This is a genomic window from Cutibacterium sp. KB22876 (assembly GCF_059728865.1).
This window is the reverse complement of record NZ_AP040858.1, coordinates 896721-916669: the sequence shown is the minus strand read 5'-3', so window position 1 is coordinate 916669 and position 19949 is coordinate 896721. Positions and strand designations below refer to the sequence as shown.

At 64.7% G+C, this 19949-nt stretch carries 19 protein-coding genes and 1 tRNA gene; 3 read left to right on the top strand and 17 right to left on the bottom strand.

The window, feature by feature from the left end:
• Positions 1 to 14 precede the first annotated feature (14 nt).
• From AC6I1W_RS04110 to AC6I1W_RS04100, 3 genes are read right to left on the bottom strand one after another with little or no spacing between them, the layout of a single operon-like run.
• On the bottom strand, positions 15 to 605 hold the full coding sequence (locus AC6I1W_RS04110) for a hypothetical protein (protein WP_249361340.1): 591 nt from the start codon (positions 603 to 605) through the stop codon (positions 15 to 17).
• 4 nt (positions 606 to 609) lie between these two features.
• Complete coding sequence (locus AC6I1W_RS04105) at positions 610 to 1158, bottom strand: stage II sporulation protein M (protein WP_117189783.1); 549 nt, start codon at positions 1156 to 1158, stop codon at positions 610 to 612.
• Positions 1159 to 1187: 29 nt separating this feature from the next.
• Complete coding sequence (locus AC6I1W_RS04100) at positions 1188 to 1472, bottom strand: uberolysin/carnocyclin family circular bacteriocin (RefSeq protein WP_023032303.1); 285 nt, start codon at positions 1470 to 1472, stop codon at positions 1188 to 1190.
• A gap of 308 nt (positions 1473 to 1780) precedes the next feature.
• Here AC6I1W_RS04100 and AC6I1W_RS04095 point away from each other — a divergent pair, with 308 nt between their 5' ends.
• Positions 1781 to 1933 carry a hypothetical protein gene (locus tag AC6I1W_RS04095; protein WP_004810398.1) on the top strand — a complete coding sequence of 51 codons (153 nt, stop codon included), beginning with the start codon at positions 1781 to 1783 and terminating at the stop codon, positions 1931 to 1933.
• A gap of 33 nt (positions 1934 to 1966) precedes the next feature.
• Here the strand turns inward: AC6I1W_RS04095 and AC6I1W_RS04090 are convergent.
• Positions 1967 to 2042 (bottom strand) — tRNA-Thr (locus AC6I1W_RS04090).
• Positions 2043 to 2199: 157 nt separating this feature from the next.
• On the opposite strand from AC6I1W_RS04090, the gene AC6I1W_RS04085 reads away from it, so the two are divergent.
• Positions 2200 to 3849: a DUF885 domain-containing protein gene (locus AC6I1W_RS04085; protein ID WP_117189785.1), complete on the top strand. Its 1650-nt coding sequence runs from the start codon at positions 2200 to 2202 to the stop codon at positions 3847 to 3849.
• 62 nt (positions 3850 to 3911) lie between these two features.
• Here the strand turns inward: AC6I1W_RS04085 and AC6I1W_RS04080 are convergent, their stop codons facing one another.
• The 10 genes from AC6I1W_RS04080 to AC6I1W_RS04035 all read right to left on the bottom strand — a co-directional run bounded on the left by AC6I1W_RS04080 (position 3912) and on the right by AC6I1W_RS04035 (position 16105).
• Entirely contained in the window at positions 3912 to 4244 is a 333-nt protein-coding gene (locus tag AC6I1W_RS04080; RefSeq protein WP_016666864.1) for a hypothetical protein, read from the bottom strand.
• Between the two features lie 134 nt (positions 4245 to 4378).
• Complete coding sequence (locus AC6I1W_RS04075) at positions 4379 to 5821, bottom strand: alpha/beta hydrolase (protein ID WP_171048673.1); 1443 nt, start codon at positions 5819 to 5821, stop codon at positions 4379 to 4381.
• Between the two features lie 251 nt (positions 5822 to 6072).
• A complete protein-coding gene (ricT, locus tag AC6I1W_RS04070) occupies positions 6073 to 6765 on the bottom strand; it encodes a regulatory iron-sulfur-containing complex subunit RicT (RefSeq protein WP_117189769.1) in 693 nt (230 codons plus the stop codon).
• A 74-nt stretch (positions 6766 to 6839) separates the two neighbouring features.
• The gene (locus AC6I1W_RS04065; protein ID WP_016666861.1) at positions 6840 to 7646 is read right to left on the bottom strand and encodes a DoxX family protein; all 807 of its coding nucleotides are present in this window, start codon (positions 7644 to 7646) and stop codon (positions 6840 to 6842) included.
• A 103-nt stretch (positions 7647 to 7749) separates the two neighbouring features.
• A complete protein-coding gene (locus AC6I1W_RS04060) occupies positions 7750 to 8985 on the bottom strand; it encodes a DNA polymerase III subunit delta' (protein ID WP_171048672.1) in 1236 nt (411 codons plus the stop codon).
• Between the two features lie 54 nt (positions 8986 to 9039).
• On the bottom strand, positions 9040 to 9687 hold the full coding sequence (gene tmk / locus AC6I1W_RS04055) for a dTMP kinase (RefSeq protein ID WP_016666859.1): 648 nt from the start codon (positions 9685 to 9687) through the stop codon (positions 9040 to 9042).
• Positions 9680 to 11167, bottom strand: coding sequence for a hypothetical protein (locus AC6I1W_RS04050; RefSeq protein ID WP_065673342.1), 1488 nt, complete (start codon positions 11165 to 11167; stop codon positions 9680 to 9682). The genes tmk and AC6I1W_RS04050 overlap by 8 nt, the downstream gene beginning before the upstream one ends.
• 1 nt (position 11168) lies before the next feature.
• Positions 11169 to 13958: a type I DNA topoisomerase gene (gene topA, locus AC6I1W_RS04045; RefSeq protein ID WP_117189770.1), complete on the bottom strand. Its 2790-nt coding sequence runs from the start codon at positions 13956 to 13958 to the stop codon at positions 11169 to 11171.
• A 238-nt stretch (positions 13959 to 14196) separates the two neighbouring features.
• Positions 14197 to 14487, bottom strand: a complete 291-nt coding sequence (locus AC6I1W_RS04040; protein WP_004810388.1) for a DUF2249 domain-containing protein — start codon at positions 14485 to 14487, stop codon at positions 14197 to 14199.
• Between the two features lie 100 nt (positions 14488 to 14587).
• Entirely contained in the window at positions 14588 to 16105 is a 1518-nt protein-coding gene (locus AC6I1W_RS04035; protein WP_016666856.1) for a methyltransferase, read from the bottom strand.
• Here AC6I1W_RS04035 and AC6I1W_RS04030 point away from each other — a divergent pair.
• Positions 16093 to 18402 carry a DEAD/DEAH box helicase gene (locus tag AC6I1W_RS04030; protein ID WP_270236842.1) on the top strand — a complete coding sequence of 770 codons (2310 nt, stop codon included), beginning with the start codon at positions 16093 to 16095 and terminating at the stop codon, positions 18400 to 18402. The genes AC6I1W_RS04035 and AC6I1W_RS04030 overlap by 13 nt on opposite strands.
• A gap of 300 nt (positions 18403 to 18702) precedes the next feature.
• On the opposite strand, the gene AC6I1W_RS04025 is transcribed toward AC6I1W_RS04030, so the two are convergent.
• From AC6I1W_RS04025 to AC6I1W_RS04015, 3 genes are all read right to left on the bottom strand, one after another.
• Entirely contained in the window at positions 18703 to 19107 is a 405-nt protein-coding gene (locus AC6I1W_RS04025) for an Rv3654c family TadE-like protein (protein WP_081302639.1), read from the bottom strand.
• Entirely contained in the window at positions 19104 to 19421 is a 318-nt protein-coding gene (locus AC6I1W_RS04020) for a TadE family type IV pilus minor pilin (protein ID WP_021108247.1), read from the bottom strand. Before AC6I1W_RS04020 ends, AC6I1W_RS04025 begins: the two co-directional genes overlap by 4 nt.
• Before the next feature lie 89 nt (positions 19422 to 19510).
• On the bottom strand, positions 19511 to 19798 hold the full coding sequence (locus AC6I1W_RS04015) for a DUF4244 domain-containing protein (protein ID WP_004810383.1): 288 nt from the start codon (positions 19796 to 19798) through the stop codon (positions 19511 to 19513).
• Positions 19799 to 19949: the final 151 nt, after the last annotated feature.

The window sequence follows — 19949 nt, the reverse complement described above, 5'->3', positions numbered from 1 at the left end:
TGCTCCTCATTTCCTCACAGCACGAGAGAAATCGCACCAACCGCAAGCAACAACGCGGCTGAGGTTACTTTTCCACGTGTTCCAGCCCGGCCCATTGCGGGCCGCCTCCACGTCCACACTATGGTGGCAACCGCGACCGCGAAAAGCCAGACGAACGTTGCCGGATACTCTTTCGGCGCGGACACATTGGCAATCAAGGCAACCAACTGCACCGGGACCGTGGCGCACAGCCCGACGAAAACCGCAGGACCCAACCCGGTCTTTCCGTCGGCGCCCTTGTCCTCTCTGACGGGCACCATGGTGCCCTGAAGAATCTTCTCGTCCACCACTGCACACAGAAAGAGATACAGCCCTTGGAATACGGTCGAGAGAATCATTGCAAAGACTATTCCGAGACGGACGGCAAGCTGAGCAAGCGCCGGGTCCTCGAGACCCGACGTGTGGCCTCGTGTCCAGCCGACCTGGCTGATGCGATCAGCCAACTGGATCCAGAGGCGAATGGCAATGAGAAGACCTGTCATCACTACCGCGGTCCACACGACCGCTCTATCCGTTTTGAGATGCCCGACAGTATCGGAACCATGGTTCGCTGATGCGGAACTCATGACGTCAACCATTTCTTGACTGGATGATCGCCGCCTCGAGCCCAGCCCCCACGACGATGAGGACCAACGAGACAGCCAGAAGGACCAATGACTGGCGCAATGGGGCGAAGTAACGGGTGACAACCTTCTCTTCCGCGAGAGATCCCGAAGTCAGCACCGCGGTGCCGACTGGCAGTAATCCAGCCGTCGCAGCCAACAGATATGCCAGGATCTCGACGATGGCATAACCACTCACGGACCACAATGCCATCGTCAGCCCTACCTCATTGGCAGCTGCCGCAGTGCTCGCCCCTATCAGAAAACCGAGAGAGGCAATGCCGACCATCGCAATGATTCCGATTGAGACGACGCCTGCAAACAAGCTCAGGACAACCGAGGTATTTCGCACAAGAATCGAAATGAAGAGAGATTCTCCGGAGCTCCCGAGGGGCTTGCCGAGCATGCCCCCACCTCCTCGTGTCGCTCCGTCGAGCGTACCGAACGCGACTACTGCCGACACCGCGAAGATGGCGAGCGCACAGAGGAAGGATGCGATGAAACTGCGGTTCCTCATGTGCACCCACCTTCGAAAGAAGACGGCCATCAGGCGATTGCGACCTTCTTGCCCCACTTCTTGATGGCCCACTTGGCAGTGGCCACGGCGGCCGCAGCAATGCCACCAGAAGCGACAGCCATGGCGATGGACAGCGCAGCACCGCCAACCGAGACCGCGTTCACGATCTGGCTGGCTGCGGAGGTGGAAAGACCGAACATACCGGCAATGTAAGCGCCAGTGAAGGTCGACAGCATAACGCCGACAACTGCAACCAACGCAGCAATGCCAACAGCGCCTCGAGATGACCTGGACTGAGTCAGAGTGTTCTGCATAGTGGATATCCCTTCTTCGAGTACTCACCAACCAAAGATTGGTGACCCACCCAGCGTGAGCAGTGCCATCATGCCATCCACAGGGTCACCGCAGCCTGCCCAGAACAAAATCGCAGATAAATGGAGTACTTATCCGGGCGCATGGTGACTTACACGTCACTTTATCAGCGGGTCGCACCTCAAACGACTGCTCAATTTCCACTCGCCAGAGTGCGATCAAGAGGACCATCGCTCTACCCGATACCGAGCACCGGACGACCACCCCTAGTGACCTTGAGGCCAGTACCCCCACAATCCTGGCCTGTCGGATGATCCCCACTGACCACGCCAAGAAGCCCGCAGCGATCACTCACCTGACCAAGGTCGTCAGTGGCCCTCGCGTGTTCGCAGCGGTCACCACCGCGACCGTAGATCACCACGGGGATCCATCGGCAAGACAGGGAGCCGTCGTCAATTCCTGACGACCCATGCGAGCATTCCTGGCCGGGCGCTCATGGAGCCAACTACGGGAATCGAACCCGTGACCTACGCTTTACGAGAGCGTCGCTCTACCGACTGAGCTAAGTTGGCACGCCTGCCATGGCAGGCTCACAAGACTATACCGGCATGATGACCTCGTCGCGAAACCGGTACGCTTCTTTCTGGAACACCACGCGACTCCCGCCTGTCCACGACTCGCGATAGCGTCATCCTCGTGACCAACGACAACGCACACACCACCCACCAGATGGGGTCAGAGGTCGACGAGGTTGCCGACCACCACTGGGACTCCCTCGTGGCGTCTAGCCCCATCCTGGCCACCGCCCTCGGCCTGGACCTCAACCAGGATGAGTACGACGACCTGACCCCCGCCGGAATGGAGACCCGGTACCAGCTCGTCATGGACACCTTGGACCGTCTCGACCAGGCCATGCCTGCCGACGACACCGACAGGGTCACCGTCTCCGCCATGCGCTCCAGCCTGGGTCTGGAGGCCGAGAGCCACGACAAGGGATACGACCTCCTCACCCTCAACGGCATTGCCTCGGGCGTCCACGAGATCCGCGAGGTTTACGACGCGATGCCCACCGAGACCCCCGATCAGGTGTCGACGGTCGCACGTCGTCTGCAGGCCACCGGCGCGGCTCTCGACGGCTGGCTGCAGACCCAGCGCGCCTCGATCGATGCCGGTGTCGCGCCCGCCATCCGTCAGGTGAACCTTCTCGTCGAGCAGATCACCTCCTGGACCGGCGACGGTGGATTCTTTGACGACTACCTCAAGCGGACCGCCTCCGACGACCTGCCCGACTCCGTGAAGTCGGAACTTGCTGAGGGCATCGACGCCGCCAAGGCCAACTTCCGTCGCACCGCAGAGACCCTCGCCGCCGAGATCGCTCCGCTCGCCACCGAGACCGACGCCGTCGGCATCGACCGTTACCGTCTCGCTTCTCGTCAGTTCGTCGGCACCACTGTCGACCTCGCCGAGACCTACGAGTGGGGCAAGCAGGAACTCGCCCGCATCGAGCAGTTGCAGCGCGAGACCGCCGAACGCATCCGTCCAGGAGCCAGCGTCAAGGAGGCCATGGCGGTCCTCGACGCCGATCCGACTTACCAGATCTCCGGCATCGAGTCCCTCAGGACATGGATGCAGGAGCGCGCCGACGAAGCCATCTCTTCCCTGGACGGCACCCACTTCGAGGTTCCCGAGCAGGCCCGTCACATCGAGGGCATGATCGCCCCGACCCACGACGGAGGCGTCTACTACACGCCTCCGTCTGAAGACTTCTCCCGTCCCGGCCGGATGTGGTGGTCGGTGCCAGAAGGCGTCGACACCTTCACGACCTGGCGAGAATTGACGACCGTCTACCACGAGGGCGCCCCGGGTCACCACCTGCAGACCTCATCGGCCATCGCTGCTCGTGACGAGCTCAACTCGTGGCGACGCAATTACTGGACGTCTGGTTACGGGGAGGGCTGGGCCCTCTATGCTGAGTGGCTCATGGCTGATCTGGGCTACATGGACGATCCCGGTCACTTCATGGGCCTGCTCGACGGGCAGTCCATGCGCGCTGCCCGCGTCGTCCTCGACATCGGCCTGCACTGCCAGTTCGAGGCCCCCGAGGAAGTCGGCAGCGGCGAGTGGGACTGGGACAAGGCCTGGACCTTCTTCAACAACCACGTCTCCATGGACGAGGGATCGGCTCGCTACGAGGTCAACCGCTACTTCGGCTGGCCCGGCCAGGCCCCGTCGTACAAACTCGGTGAGCGCACCTGGCTGGAGCTGCGGGAGGCTGCGAAGGCCAAGAACCCGAACTTCGACCTGAAGGAGTACCACACCAACGTCCTGCGCATGGGTGCTCTGCCGCTGGACGTACTGCGTCGAGCGGTGCTCTCCTGAGGACTCATGCCTGAGATCCCGCCAGCTGGCCACGAGGTGGCTGGCGGGATCGGGGCCTCACATCAAGGATGTCGCAGGCACAGGGCGCCGACGTACCCGGTGTCGTGGCTGAGCTCATGTCGCACTGACACCCGCGTCAATCCTTGCGGACAATTCGTACCGGGCTTGACGACGTCCTTGACGTAACGGGCACCGTCCTCCTCGCATGCCACCCTCGGGACACGTCCGTCGTCGACCCGTGCCCCGACCATGACGCAGTGCCCGTCAACGGCTTCCAGATCGTTCCATGCGTGGGACCGCCACGCCCACTCCAGGGCAAGGAGTGCGCCTGCGAGCAGGGCCAAGCCCGTGACACGCAACACGATGCCAATGACATGGCGCTGACCCAACGTCATGAGCGATCCCTCCTCATGACGACAAGGGTAACGACGTCTCCCAAACCTCCCGCCGGGCTCGCACGTCTGTGCTGACAGCCGTCACGAACAGCGGATACCGTCGCACCAGGACGGCCTGCCGCCACACCCCAACGTCAGCAGACTGTCTTGTCTCTGGGGACCTTCGCGTCATTGACGTAACTCTCGACGGCCTTCTTGACGCATTGGTTACCAAGCTCCCACGCCGAGTGCCCGGCACCCCGCCAGGTCAGCAACACACCGGACTTGAGCTGGTCAGCCATCCACTCGGCCTGCTCGTAGGGGGTGGCAGGATCACCCGTGGCACCCAGAACCAAGATGGGTGCCGCCCCCTGAGCCGTCAGGTACAGCTGGTGAGCCGGGTGGGCCGTCCAGACCTCACAGGTCGGCGTCATCCCCAGAGCCTTGCCGAGGGTCGGCGCCTTGGCTGCCTCCTTGGGCCACTCCTTCCGGACGTGGTTCAGACCGAAGTCAGCCTGATCCAGGCAGGAGATCGCTGGGAAGGCAGAGACGATCGTCTCCCACTGGCCATCCTTGCCACGCCCGTTCAAGAAATCGGAGGCTGTCAGCAGGTAGCTGCCGTTCCCGTCCTTCATGGCACCACGCAAGGAACCCGCCAGGTAGGGATATGCCTCCTTACCCGAGTACAGGAACAAGGCGATGCCAGTCGCTGCCAGACTTTGCGTCAGGGTTCGGTTCTCGACCTTCAACGGGTGGGAGTCCAGATGGTTGAGGAAGTTCAGGGTGGTCTTGCGGACCTCGGCCTCGTTCTTCCCCAGCGTGCAGCGCTGCCCCTGTTTGGCGCACCACTTGGCGAAGTCGCCGAAGGCTCGGTCGAACCCGACGCTCTGGCTGACGGTGTCGTGGTTGGTGATGTTGACCGTAGAGTCCAGCACCATCTGCCCGACTCGCCCCGGGTACAGCTCGGCATAAGTCGCACCGAGGAAGGTACCGTACGAAATGCCGAGGTAATCGAGCTTCTTGTCGCCCACGAGATACCGCAGGTAGTCCAGGTCCCGAGCGGTGTCGATCGTCGAGACATGATCCAGCAGCTCGCCGGAGTGCGCCCTGCAACTGCGTGCGAAATCCCTCGTGCCGCGGCCGAGCGCCTTCCACTCGGCCTCATCGTCGGGGGACGCGTCAAGGTTGAAGAAGGCGTCCATCGTCTTCGCCGGGCCGCAGTCAACGTGGGTGGACTGGCCGGTTCCGCGCGGATCCCACCCGATGACGTCGTGGTTCGGGAAGGCGGAGGACTTGAAGCTGTCCACCATCTCCTGGCCGGAACCGCCAGGGCCACCGGGATTGACGAAGAGGGTCGCCTTCGACGACGACTCCGCTGGCTTGCGCTTGAGGGCCAAGGTAATCGCCGGACCATTCGGATCATCCCAGTCCAACGGCACGAGAACCTTGGAACACTGGAAGTTCCCGCACGCATGCCACGAAATCTTGCGCGACAGGTATCGGTTCATCCCCTTACCGGCTGGCGGCTTGCTGAACTGCTTGTCGTCCTGCGATGCGGGGTGCATGGTCTGGCGGTCCGGGCTCTCCGGACCCTCCAAGTGGGCATGGGCCTTGGGATCGAACGAAGCGACCGGAGGGTTCGGGTCAGTTTTCCCCTGGGCCGGCTTGACTGACGCCGTCACGGACGGCGAGGGCATGGGGCTCGGGGTGGCGGACTGCTGGGTCGGCGAGGCGGATTGAGTGATCGTCGGCCCCGAGGTGGGCTCCTCAGTGGTGCAGGCTGTAACCGAGAACAGGGAGCAGGCGACCAAGGCCGCGGCAATCGTGCGTCGTCGCGGATCGCGTCGAGTCATGGGGACCTCCTGGGTCTGGCATCTTTGCGCTCCTCTTGCAGCCGGCGTCGTCCAGCTGTCGAGCAGGCCGACACCAGCGGACAACCCGGACCGTCCGGGCCGCTGGCTTCTCCCAGGGCAGCCTCGAAATCGGCGTAATAGGGAGACTCGTAACGCAGGCAGCACATGAGTTTGCCGCATGCCCCGGTCACTGCCAAGGGATTGGACGCCATCCCCTGCTCGGTGACGAGACGATTCGGCACCGACAACGGCTCGGGCAGGAAGGTCGCGCAACACAGCGGACGGCCACACGCCCCTACCCCGCCGACGGCTCGGGCGGTGTCTCGGCCGCGCAGCTGACGCAGGTCTATGCGTGCGTGCAGCCGTCGCGCCAGTGGCCCGACGATGGTGGCGAACTCAACCCGGTGGGGAGCGCGGAAGTACACCGCGATGAGGCGATCATCGTCGGACTCCACCAGGTCGATCGCCAGGACCTCCATCTCGACGCCGAGGTCCTTGACGGTGCGCCGAGCGGTCTGCAAGATCTCGTCCCGGTGGTGTCGGTCCTGGGCCGCGGCGGCGACGGCCTCGTCATCGGCGACACCTGCGCAGACCGGCAGGGTCCCATCAGGAACAACCTCTTCCGGCCCCCACACACACCGACACACCAGCGGGCCGTCAGGGGTGGGGTAGAGCAGCCATGAACCCACCTCGACGTCGAGAGTCCCGACGTCGAGGTGAAAAAGTTGTCCGTATTCGCGGAAGGCGACCGCTACGACTCGGCTCAGTAGCCGGCCTCCTCAGCCTTCGCAGCGGCACGGCTGCGCCGGTAGGCGGCGTCAATCGACCAGCCACCGGCGCCCAGGAAGAGCAGCAGAACACCGCATCCGGCTAGCAGGAGCTCCAGTTCTCCCTTGAAGCCCATGGTCTTGAAGATGGCGAAACTGCCCCAGAAGATGAAGGTCAACGCCAACACCATGATGATGATGACGCCGACTCCGGCGATGCGGGTGAACAGGCCGAGGATGATGCACACGGCAGCAATGCACTCGCAGATGCCGAGCACCCATACGCCGGTCTGGGCGTATCCGCTGGGCAACGGGAGGGTCTGCACGGCGCGCAGGGTCAGATCACGCTGGGTGAGGTGCTGGAACCCGTGGATGCCCAGGATACCGCCGACGACGATGCGGAACAGGAACATGCCTAAGGAGGCCATGGCCTTGTCGGTGGTGCGTTTGGGGGTCGGCTCAGCCACTGGCTCCGGCTCGGGCTCGGCATGGGCGGCACGACGCTGACGCTCAGCCTCGATCGCCTGACGATCAGCACGCTCACGGGCACGCTGATCAGCCAGCTCACGGCGGCGACGCTCCTCCTCGAACTCACGATCATCAACGACGCGGGTCTTCTCGGTGTCGGGACGGAATACGTCGTCGTCGATGACGCTGGTGCGCTCCGAGTCCGCCGAATCGCTAGGCTTGATGACCTCAGTACGGTTGGCATCGGCATCCACGCGGGAGGCCCCCGTCTGGATGACCCGGGTGGTCTCGGCGTCGGTGGAGTCCGCTGCAGTCCTCTTGATCGCCTTGCTCACGCTCAATCCTCACGACTTGGGAACCGCACCGAGGATACGGCACGGCACATTCACACTGTGCCACGAAAATGGCTCCGGCAGCGGTGCAACACACCGTTGTCATTCACTTCGTCAGGCCTTGACAAGTGGGATTCGCCAGAGAGCGAGCTGCTCCCGTCATGGCGATGAGGAGAGTTTCCATCACGAGCAACGGGGTGACGCCGTGCTCGAGGGAGTTCCTCGCGTCCAAGATGGCGTCGATGGTGGCAACGGTGTGTTCGGGGCTCTGGGAATGCGCCACCCGGTGCAAGGAGGCTGACCAGCCGGCATTGACCAGCCGAGCCCCTCGCAGAGCGTTCTCCTCCTCCGGACGTACTGCCCCGGTCTGGATGGCCAACACATCGCGGTGATAGGCGGTCAGCTCCGTCAGGACGCGATCCAAGGCGTCCCGCTGAAGTCGCTTCGACCGCGCGGCCTGCTGCTTCTCCAGATCCCGGATCGCAGCCTGTGCATTGCGCGGACGAGCCCCTGCGGAACCAAATCCCAGGGCCTTCTCCAGCTCGGCGCGCTCGGAGGCATCGGACTCAGCGGTGGCAGCGGCGGCCTCCTCGCTGGCCTGGTTGACGAGGTCCTCGGCTGCTTGCAGGCAATCCCCCAGGCTCCGCAGCCGGGTAGGGAGCTCACCGATGGCGTTGCGGCGCGCTCGAGCCTCCTCATCGCGAGCCAGACGGCGTGCCCGGCCGATGTGGCCCTGGCCAGCTCGAGCAGCCTCGGCGGCCATCTCAGGGGGGATCCCGTCACGTCGAGTCAGTAGGTCTGCCACAGCTTCGTCGCGCGGGGTGGCCAGATGGAGACGTCGACACCGAGACCTGATCGTCACGATGACGTCCTCAGGAGTGGGCGCGCACAGCAGCCAGACGGTCTTCGGCGCTGGCTCCTCGATGGCCTTGAGCAAGGCATCCGCGCCTCGTTCGGTAATGCGATCCGCGTCCTCGATGGCGACCACCTGATGACGACCGTGCGCCGGGTTCATCGCCGCTCTTCGCACCAATTCACGCACTTCGTCGACACCGATGGACAGCGCCTCGGTGCGGACCAGGGTGACGTCCGGATGAGCGCCTGACAAGGTGGTTCGGCAGGCATTGCATTGTCCGCAGCCGTGCTCGGCGCACTGCAATGCAGCCGCGAAGGCCTTCGCCGCGTTGGACCGGCCCGATCCTGGCGGTCCGGTGATGAGCCAGGCATGGCTCATGGCGTGGGAGGAGCGACCCGGTTGCGACTCCGCCGCACGGCGCAGCACCTCGACGGCCTTCTCCTGACCCACGAGATCGGCCCACACACCGGTCAACACATCGCTCACGGGATCATCGTTGCAGATCATGCCGACACCTTCGTAGTGACGGCGTTCGATTGCTCACCGGTCGAGGAGTTCGCTCACCTGCTTGCTGACGGCATCGCGGATCTCCTCACGACGCTTCCGAGCGTTGAGGACGAGATAGCGCTCCGGGTGAGTATCCGCAAGGTCGAGGAAGTGTTGGCGAACCCGCCGGTGGAACTCCTCACCGGCCGCCTCCATACGATCCTTGGCAGCAATCTTTCCGGCCCCCTCGGAGGGATCAACGTCGAGCAACACCGTCAGATCGGGGACGAGGCCAGCCGTCGCCCAACTCGCGAGTTGGGCCACCTCCTCAGGGTCGAGGACGCGCCCGGCCCCCTGATAGGCGATCGTCGAGTCGATGTAGCGATCACAGACGACGACCTTGCCCTCACGTAGAGCCGGCATGATCACCTGCTCGACATGTTGAGCCTTGTCAGCGTTGTAGAGCAGGGCCTCGGCACGCGGGCAGATCTCCGCCGAGTCGGGGAACAGCACCAGTTCCCGGATCCTCTGCCCGAGCCCGGAGCCACCGGGCTCACGGGTCATGAGATGCGAAATGCGCTGACTCGTCAGCCATTGGTCGAGTAGCCGGGACTGAGTCGTCTTGCCGGCACCGTCCCCACCCTCGAGGACGATGAAGAGGCCGCCCAGATCGCGTCCGGTGCGAGTCTGCTGATCAGTCATGGAGAGCCTTCAGAATCTTGCGACGATGCTGTGGCCAGTCGTCCCGGAACGATTGCCGGGATGCGGACATGGCCGCCCGAGCCCGCTCCACCTGACGTCCAGCCTCGAAAGCCTGCTCGGGAGACATCCCGGAGACGTCGACGTCCTCGGTCACGTTGTTCTTGGTCCGGGCCAGTTCCTTGACGACCGCGCGCAGCCGCTTGGCCACCTTCTCGGCTCGACCGGTGTCAAGGATGCCGGCGACTGCGGCAGCATGACGGGCAGACGTCTCGGCGGCCGCCCATCCCTGGGAGTCCTCGATGTCGTCGCAGACTGCCACCGCATGCGCGACCGACTCCTTGAGCATGCGCTTCATCGTCGAACGGGCGGGCAGATCGGGATCAACAGTCACACGCGGCGACCGCGCCGCCGCCGTTATCTCCTCGAGCAACTGGTAGTACTCACGGGGCAGGCTGTGGATGCTGATGTGGCTGGGGTCCAGCTTCATCATCCGCAGACACAGATCCCGGGCACGATCGACCCATGGCGGATCGAGCAGACCCGACATCGCGTCAAGGGTCTCCGACAGCGCATGAATCTCCTTCTGGAGAGGCCGAATGGACCCATGAGTGCCGTCGTGGATGCTGGGAGCCGAGGTCGTCACCGGGTCGTACCCCATGCCAACCAGGTCAGTGCGGTCCGGGGACTCGGGAAGGACGCGCGGCTCGGTACGTTTCGTCTCAGTCGACCCGAGGTCCATTCCCTGGCACCGCGCGGCCAGGTCCGCCTCGACGACGTCGCGCAGTCGCCCGGCCAGCTGAGCCGACACCCACGCCTGCGTACCGGCGCCGTCATGCAGATGAGGACGTGGGTAATCGGTCAGGGCTCCGGCACCCGGGCCCAGGCGGCGCAGCACCGAGGGATGACGGGTGACGGGCACCCCACCCAGAGCGAAGATGCGGTTGGTGAGCCATTCCCGCTGACCCTCCGTGAGACCCCGACGCGGGTTGATGGTCAGCTCGCGAACCCTCGACGTCGTCACCCCGGATTGGACGACGGCAATCCGGTCGTCGCGGATGAGGGCCAACTTGGTGGAGTCAGGGGCCTCCAGCATGGTCTCGTTGCGCTCCCAGGACAGGGCCGCCACCGGACACAGGGTCGCCCCACGCAGGAACGGACGAGCCAGGCAGGCGAAGTCCCGGGGCAGCTCACCGGCCGCGTCGAGGGCCACCGACCGAGCAACCGGAAGCCATGACGACCATTCCGGAGCGTCCATGTACCACTCTCCCAGCCCGCCGACGACGCGGTGAGCGATGACGATTCCCGATCTCAGCAGTCGGTGGTCCGAGGAATCGAGCAGGGTGACCTCGCACTCGATGGTGCGACGCGCCCCGACAGTGGCGACGGTGGTGTGCAGGTCGGGCGGAACCGGTCGAGCAGCCGTCCACGCCAACTCGAAGTACAACGGTTCGGTGCTTCCCGAATGCCACGCCGTGGTCATCTCAGCTTCCTGACGACGACTTCGCAGCTGCCTTCTTCGTCGTGGTCGACTTGGAAGACGTGGACCTCGAGGTGGACTTGGTCGTCGACTTCCTCGCAGTGGTCTTGCGGGTGGTCGTCTTCCGCGTCGTCCTCTTCTTGGCCGGGCCCTTGGCCCTCTTCTCGGCCAGCAACTCCTGTGCGCGCTCGGGGGTGATGGCCTCGACCGAGTCGTCCCTGCGCAGGGTCGCGTTGGTCTCGCCGTCGGTGACGTAAGGGCCGAAACGGCCGTCCTTGACGACGATCGGACGCCCGGAGGTCGGGTCCTCGCCGAGCTCACGCAGCGGCGGCTTTGCGGCCGCGCGACCGCGTTGTTTGGGCTGGGCGTAGATGGCCTCGGCCTGCTCCAGAGTGATGGAGAAGATCTCCTCTTCGCTGCCCAGGGAGCGCGAGTCGGTGCCCTTCTTGAGGTACGGCCCATAGCGTCCGTTCTGAGCGGTGATCTCGGCGCCGTCGGCGGCCGTGCCCACCACGCGTGGCAGGGAGAGCAGCTTGAGAGCATCGTCGAGGGTGACGGTCTCGAGATTCATCGACTTGAACAGGCTGGCGGTGCGCGGCTTCACCTTGCGCTTGGTGCGACGCTTCTTGCCGTCCTTGGTGGTCGTCTCGACGACCTCGGTGGCCTCGTCGTCGTCGAGCACCTCGGTGACGTAGGGACCGAAACGGCCATTGCGGGCCACGATCGGACGGTGGCTGTGCGGGTCCAGCCCGAGCTCGCGATCCTGACCGTTCGGGCTTGCCAGCAGCTCCTTGGCAGCCTTGATGGTGAGTTCGTCGGGGGGAAGGGCGTCGTCGACGTTGGCCCGGTTGCCCTCGGAGTCCTCGACGTAGGTGCCATAGCGACCCACCCGGACGACGACGGAGTCTCCGATCGGGAAGGTGCAGATGGACCGGGCGTCGATGTCCCCGAGCTCGGTGACGAGCTGGTGCAGTCCCTCGTGGCCCTCGGCGGGCGTCGGGACGTCACCGTCGTCGGACTTGGTCTGGCCGAAGTAGAAGGTCGAGAGCACCGCGACGCGGTCAGCGTTGCCGCGCGCAATCTGATCGAGGGTCTCCTCCATGTCGGCGGTGAACTGGTAGTCGACGAGGTTGGAGAAGTGTTCCTCGAGCAGCCTGGTGACGGCGAAGGCCAGCCAGGTCGGAACGAGGGCCGATCCCTTCTTGAAGACGTAGTCACGGCTGGTAATGGTGCGGATGATCGAGGCGTAGGTCGACGGACGGCCGATCTCCAGCTCCTCGAGTTTCGCCACCAGACTGGGCTCGGTGTAGCGGGCCGGCGGACGTGTGTCGTGACCGTTGGCCGTCACCTCGCGCGGATCCAGGTCCTGGCCCTGCGAGAGCTGGGGCAGGCGCTTCTGGGCGTCGTCGGAGGCTCCCTCGTCGACCGACTCGACGTAGGCGCGCAGGAAGCCGTGGAAGGTGATGGTACGACCGGATGCCGTGAAGGTGGCAGTCCTGACGTGACCGTCGGCAACGCTGATCGGGGAGGACGGGGTGGCGCCGATCGTCACCGAGAGAGTCTCGCCCTTGGCGTCAGCCATCTGGGAGGCCAGGGTACGCATCCAGACGAGCTCGTAGAGCTTGAACTTGTCGCCGGTCAGGCCGGTCTCGGCCGGGGTGCGGAAGTGCTCGCCGGCGGGACGGATGGCCTCGTGGGCCTCCTGAGCGTTCTTGACCTTGGAGGCGTAGATGCGCGGCTTGTCCGGGATGTGGTCGGAACCGTAGAGCTCAGCGGCCTGGCTGCGGGCCGCACGGATGGCCTCCTGGGACAGGGCCACCGAGTCGGTACGCATGTAGGTGATGTAGCCGCCCTCGTAAAGCTCCTGGGCCACCGACATGGTGCGCTGGGAGGTGAAGCCGAGTTTACGGCCGGCCTCCTGCTGCAGGGTCGTGGTGCGGAAAGGAGCGTACGGACGACGGGTGTACGGCTTGGACTCGACCTTGGTGACGGAGAACGAGGCCTTCTCCAGGGCCTTCGCGATGGTGGTCGCGGTGGCCTCGTCGAGGCGGCACACCTTGGAGGTGAGGTCGCCGTGGGAGTCGAAGTCGCGTCCGGCAGCGATCTTGGTGTCGTCCAGGGCGACGAGACGAGCGTTGAACTCATCGGACTTGGCGGCCAGAACGGCCTCCATGTCCCAGTAATTGGCGCTGGTGAAGGCTATCCTCTCACGCTCACGGTCGACGACCAGACGGGTCGCCACCGACTGCACACGACCGGCGGACAGCCGCGGAAGCACTTTCTTCCACAGCACTGGGGAGACCTCGTAGCCATAGAGACGGTCAAGGATGCGTCGGGTCTCCTGAGCGTCGACGAGGTCGGTGTCAAGTTCACGGGTGTTGGCGACGGCCTCGTTGATAGCCTTCTCGGTGATCTCGTTGAAGACCATCCGGCGCACCGGAACCTTGGGCTTGAGTTCGTCGAGCAGATGCCAGGCAATGGCCTCTCCCTCGCGGTCACCATCGGTGGCGAGCAGAAGTTCGTCGGACTCCTTGAGCAGGCCCTTGAGCTCACGGATCGTCGACCGCTTCTCCGGGGAGACGACGTAGATGGGAGTGAACTCGTCGTCAACATTGACGCCGGTGCGCGCCCAGGACTGACCCTTGTACTTGGCGGGCACCTCGGAGGCGCTGGTGGGCAGATCTCGCACGTGACCCTGGCTGGCTCGCACGGTGTACTTGGGCCCCAGGTACCCGGCAATCATCGTGGCCTTGTGGGGTGACTCGACGATGACGAGGCTCTTGGTCGGTGACATTCCTGCCTTCTCCGTTGACGTGATGTGGGCTGCCCCGAGGAGGACGGTCCGCGACCCAATGTAGCGGCACCGTCGCCGGTGGTCGCGCGTCAACCGTAACAACAGCCGTCGCATCGAGCACCTCGAGTTCGCTCGCAACGAGAACACCCTGCCCCCGACGAGCCTGTTCGGCCAGCCTGTTTCGGGCTGGACGGCAGGAGGTCGAGGGCAGGGCGCGTTCACATCCTGCGAGAAAGCCTCAGGCCTGCTTGGTGAGCTTGATGTGCCACTCCTCCGGGCCCTCGGTGAGGTACTCGATGCCGAGGGATCCATTGATCTGCTCGAGCTGGCTCAGCAGGGGCAGCGGATTGTGTGGGGCAATGAGAACCATCGAGGCGCCCGGCTGCAGCTGGGCGAAGGCACCGATGACGGCACCGTGGCGTATGGCGTGCGGAATGGTGCGCACGTCGAGCTCGGGCAGTCCGGCATTGCTTTCGCCACAGCTGCAGTGATGGGTCTCGGTGAGGGGGATCTCCTGGTGATCGGTCATCAGTTCTCCTTTTTGATGATTTACTCACCAAAAATAGCGCACCGAGGAACACCCCTGCCACCGGGGCTAGAGTGGTCATCGTCCACCGGTTCTGAAGGACTCAGGCAGCCTCGAGGATGCCGTGACGCAGGCACTCGCGGACCAGCGGGAGCACCTCGGCGAGGACGTCCTCATGGTCGACCTCGAGGATCGCCGAGACGGCGCCGGTGATCTGTCCCAGGGTGAGTTCCCCGTCGCAGGCTCCCAGCACCCCACCGGAGGCCGTCGTCATCTCCACGGCACGGCACAACCCTCGACGCTGACGCAGCACGATGTGCTCCGGATCGGTGGCCCCGGGGCGTCCGGTGGTCTCGTTGTCGACGTCAGAGGCAATACGCCAGCGCCGGGCCACCAGGTCCTCGTCACTCAGACGAGCCCAGGTGACGGCCTGGGCTCGCTGGGCCATCGTCCCTCCGATGGGTTGTGCGACCTGCCAGGGCCATTCCTCGAAGGACAGATCCGGCTCGTCGCGACCAGCCTTCGTCAGCGTGATCCAACCCAGGGAGACACCGGTGACGTCGAGGGTGTCGAAGTAGGACAGCCACTCGTCGTAGCGAGGACGCCATTGAGGGGATCCGTCGAGGCCGGCATCAGTGAGCCACGTCTCGATGTATTCGCAGACGTCGAGGTGTTCCCGCTCGACAGCCCACAGGTCACAGCCAGTCCCCTCGACCCAGGTGGCCAGTCGCTCGGACCACGGCTGATCTCCGATGTGGGCCCAGTTGGCGAGAACCTGAAGCATGCCGCCGTCGTTGAGGCGGGCAGGGGCGCCACGGACGACGGCTTCCACCAGGCCGTCGCCGGAGAATCCGCCTTCTCGGTAGACCAGACGCTGACCGTCCGGGCTGGGAGGGGCCATGACGTATGGCGGATTGGTGACGATGAGGTCGAAAGTGTCATCTCCAGCAGGGTCGTAGAGGGACCCTTCCCGAATGTCCACGTCCGCATGGGAGAGACGGCACGTGAGTTCGGCCATCTGAAGGGCTCGTGGATTGATGTCAGTGGCAACGACACGGTCAGCGTGGCGAGACAGGTGCAGGGATTGCACGCCACATCCACAACCCATGTCCAGGGCGCTCCCGACATGGGTGGGAACGGCCATCTGGGTCAGGGACACCGATGCCGGCGAGACGCCCAACACGTAGTCGGAGCGGGTTTTGGTGATGACCCTGTCCAATCCCGGGGTGAGGTCGGAGACAGTCCAGCCGGAGGCGCCGTCGTCGGGAGAACCGTAGGGACGCAGGTCGACCAGGGCACGGACCGTCGGCCCGTCGACGCTCACGATTCCTGCCTCGGCGAGGGTCTCCAGTGGCAGTGGCGAGAGCTGCTCGGCGGGGACCTGCTGTTGAAGCAGCCAGAGCCGGATGGCCCCAGCCAGCGGATCGGTGCGACCCACGAGGGCCCGGGCGGCCGGGGTGGTGCTGTTTCTCGTCAGTCCGAGCTGCCCGGGGTCCCCGATGGCGGCCATAACGGGGTCCGTGAGGAAGCCGATATCAATGAAGGTGTTCCGCAGCTGTTCGATCTCGTCGGCGGTGAGGTGTCTGCCCATGGTGGCAATCTTGGCGCGTGGCCGTTCCATCTGTCCCGTCGATACCCGACGGCAGGACTGTGTCACGACTGCTGGCCAGCCCCCAAGTGGTGCACGTCGATCATCGTGACGCTGCGTCTGGGCGCACCTGTGAGTGGCCGTCATGGCTGCCCGAGGATTGTCGCAAAGCCGTGGAGAAGGCCGGCATCTCACACCCGTGGGAGCATCAAGCGCTGCTAGCAGAGTTGGCGAAAGCCGGACACCACACCGCCATCTGCACCGCAACGGCATCTGGCAAGACCTTGGCCTACCTGTTGCCCATCATGGCGGCGACGGCGTCGACGACTCCGGTGCTGCCTGACCCGCCCACCCCGAATCTGTCGGCCTCCCTGCGCGATTCCCTGAAACGCAACAGCGCCTTGTATCTGGCCCCGACGAAGGCCCTGGCCCACGACCAGGACCGGGTCTGTCGCGAGATCGGGCCGCGCAACTGGTTGGTTTCCACCCTCGACGGTGACTCCGACGACGCCGAGCGTCGATTCGCCCGGGAGCAGGCCCGGTACGTCCTCACCAATCCAGACATGCTGCACCACACAGTGTTGCCCTCCCACTCTCGGTGGGCCTCCCTACTGGGAAGTCTGAGGTATGTCGTCATCGACGAGGCACATCGGTACCGCGGGGTCTTCGGGGCCCACGTGGCCCAGGTCATCCGTCGGCTTCGCAGGCTCTGCCGGATGCACGGGGCTGATCCGGTCTTCCTGCTGTCGAGTGCGACGTCAACGAATGCGGCTGAGGCCGGGGCGCGTCTGCTCGGAGTGGAGAAGGTCGATGTCGTCGACGAAGACTGCTCTCCCCATCCGGGACGCGACGTCGTGCTGTGGCAGCCGGCCGAGTCGGTGTCCAGCGACGCCACCGGGTTGGTGGCGGACCTTGCCGACGCCGGGATGCAGACGATCTGTTTCGTCGCCTCACGGTCACTGGCAGAGGTCATCTCTGCCCACGCCCAGGACCGGGTGACCGGTGGGGCGTGGATCGCCTCCTATCGCGCCGGATACCTGCCCGAGGATCGTCGAGCCATCGAAGCCGGGTTGCAAAACGGATCCGTGCGAGCCGTGGTGGCGACGAACGCCCTGGAGCTGGGGGTGGACGTCTCGGGGATGGACGCCGTCGTCATCGCCGGATATCCCGGACGACTGTCGTCCCTGTGGCAGCAGGCCGGTCGCGCCGGCCGGTCCGGACGTGACGCCCTCGTCGTCCTCATGGCCCGGGAGAATCCGCTGGATCAGTACCTCTTCAACCACCCAGAACTGTTGTTCTCCTCGTCGGTGGAGTCGACAGTCCTGCATCCAGACAACCCTTATGTCCTCGGTCCGCATCTGGCTGCGGCCGCCCAGGAGGCCTACCTCTCCCCTGCCGACGAGGAGTTCTACGGGTCAGCCTTCGCCGGAATGTGCGAGATGTTGGCAGCCCAGAAGGTGCTGCGACGACGTGGGAATCGGCTGTTCTGGACCCGCCCGGGGCGAGCTGTCGACGCCATCGACCTGAGATCGGCAGCTGGCAAGGGGATTGACATCATCGATCGGTCCACCGGTCGAGTCATCGGGGTGGTCGACGAGGCCGCCGGGGATCGAACGGTTCATCCGGGAGCGGTGTACCTGCACCAGGGCGACCAGTGGTTGATCGACGAGTATGACCCCGCCGAGCACCACGCCCTGGTGCACCAGGGTCTGCCGGGCTACTGGACCCAGCCACAATCGGCGTCAACGGTACGCATCATCCAGGAGGAGAAGCGCCGAGATTTTGGGCCGGGCTATGTGGCATGCGGGCAGGTGGAACTGACCGAACAGGTCGTCGGATATCTGCGTCGCGACGAGATCACCAATGACGTCTGGGACTCCACAGCCCTGGAGATGCCCACCCACACCATGATCACCCAGGCGTGCTGGTGGGTCATCCCTGACGAGGTCGTCGACAAGCTGGGACTGGATGCGGTTCATCTGGCGGGGGCGGCTCATGGTTGCGAGCACACCGCGATCGGGCTGTTGCCGATGTTCTCGCCGTGCGATCGGTGGGATGTCGGCGGGGTGTCGACGGTCATGCTGCCCGATACCGAGGTGTGCACCATCGTCATCCACGATGGCCAGGCCGGTGGGGCTGGTTTCGCGCAGGCCGGTTTCGACAAGGCCGAGGAGTGGTGGCATGCGACCGCTCTGCGGCTGGCCCAGTGTGAGTGCGAGTCGGGGTGTCCTGCCTGCGTCGTCTCGCCCAAGTGCGGTAACGCCAATCAGATGCTCGACAAGGCATCGGCGGCCGCGTTGACAGCGGAGATGGATCCGCTGGGAACCTGATCTCAGTTCAGACGTCGCCTGCCACCCCGGCAATACCTGTCGGATCGCTGGACGATGACCGCCGGTGCGGCGATGGAGTAATCCCCCAGGGTCTTCGACCCTTCCTCCGCATGAGCGAATTACCTACTGAGAATGGCACCCAGTGACGACGGTGATCCGCCCCAGCTCCATGACGAGGTCACGAATTACTGCGGTATCCGTGCACGATCACCTGGCTGATCATGACCGCGACGCTGGGGACGGATCACTGACGGTCTCGACGTCACACGTGTTCTTCCTTGCCAACCTCCTGTTTCCGGCTCACTCGACCGGGCCGGCTCGAGAGGTTTTCACCACCGTCGTGGGCATGCCAGGCAACTCCCATCCGCGGTGGAGCCTCATCCCCACATCGACGATGACGGTGAACCCCGTCGGTCCACCACGCACCTCACAAGCCATCAGCTGAGCTCCGTTCGCCCGCACCGTCTGATACGCGACCGGACATCCCGACTCACCGAGGGCTTCAGCTCGTCCGGCCGCCAAGGAAGCCATGTCGGCCACCTCCTCAGCGCGATGACCGGCCGACCACCATCCCGTCACCAGGATGGACAGCCAGACCGCCGCGACGAATCCCACCCCGGCAGCCGCCAGTATCACGGTTCCCGAGCCTCGTTCCCGGCGCGCATCGCGACCACCGGACGAGCAGCGATGACACCACCTCCTCATGACTCCCCCGGTTCCATCGGCGAGCGCGCCTGACCGCGCAGATGAACCGGTCCGAGCCGTCCCAGGGACCGATCAACCTGGACCGTCACCTCAACCCAGCCACCCGAGGACCTGGTTGACACCTGCGCCCCGGTCGGGGCGTGTCTCTCGGCCTGACGTGCCGAGGCTGTGTCGCCACGAGCCACTTGGCGGGCCACCTGGGCAGCCGTCGTGCGACAGGCATCCTCGACGACCACCAGCCCCACCACCCAGCAGCTGGCCACCACGACCAGGGCTGCCGTGATGAGACTGACGGCCATCTCGACCGTCACCATTCCCCGCGACGCGTTCTGTCCGGATCGCCGCGAGGAGCGACCCGGCGTGGCGGACGCCCGTTGACGCCCACCACGACGAGTCAGCCTGATCACGGCAGCATGCCTCCGGCCTTGCCGATGATGCCGACGACCAGCTTGAGCAACTTAGTGAAGACCTCCTGGTGAGTGACGATCTTCAACATCACCAGGGCGAGGGCGACGGCAGCAAGAATGCCGACGGCGTACTCTGCGGTGGCCATGCCGCGATCGATGAGTTTGTTGCGGGCTGCTCGGTATCGTCCCCGAGCTGATGGTTCCACCGCAGCTTCGGTTGAACCAACCAGGTCGAGGGACCTTGCAGAGATGACGGGTTCAGTCGTTGGGTTCTTCTCAGACACTGTCGTCTCCTGTCTGTTCTTGCGGCCGGACCACTCCCGGCCGAGGTGAGGCCCACGCCTCACACCTTCAGTTGTCGTCTGGACCCTCGAGATCCGTCACCTTTTTCATTTCTGTGGACAACCCCCGCACGACCGTCTCAACCCCTTGTGG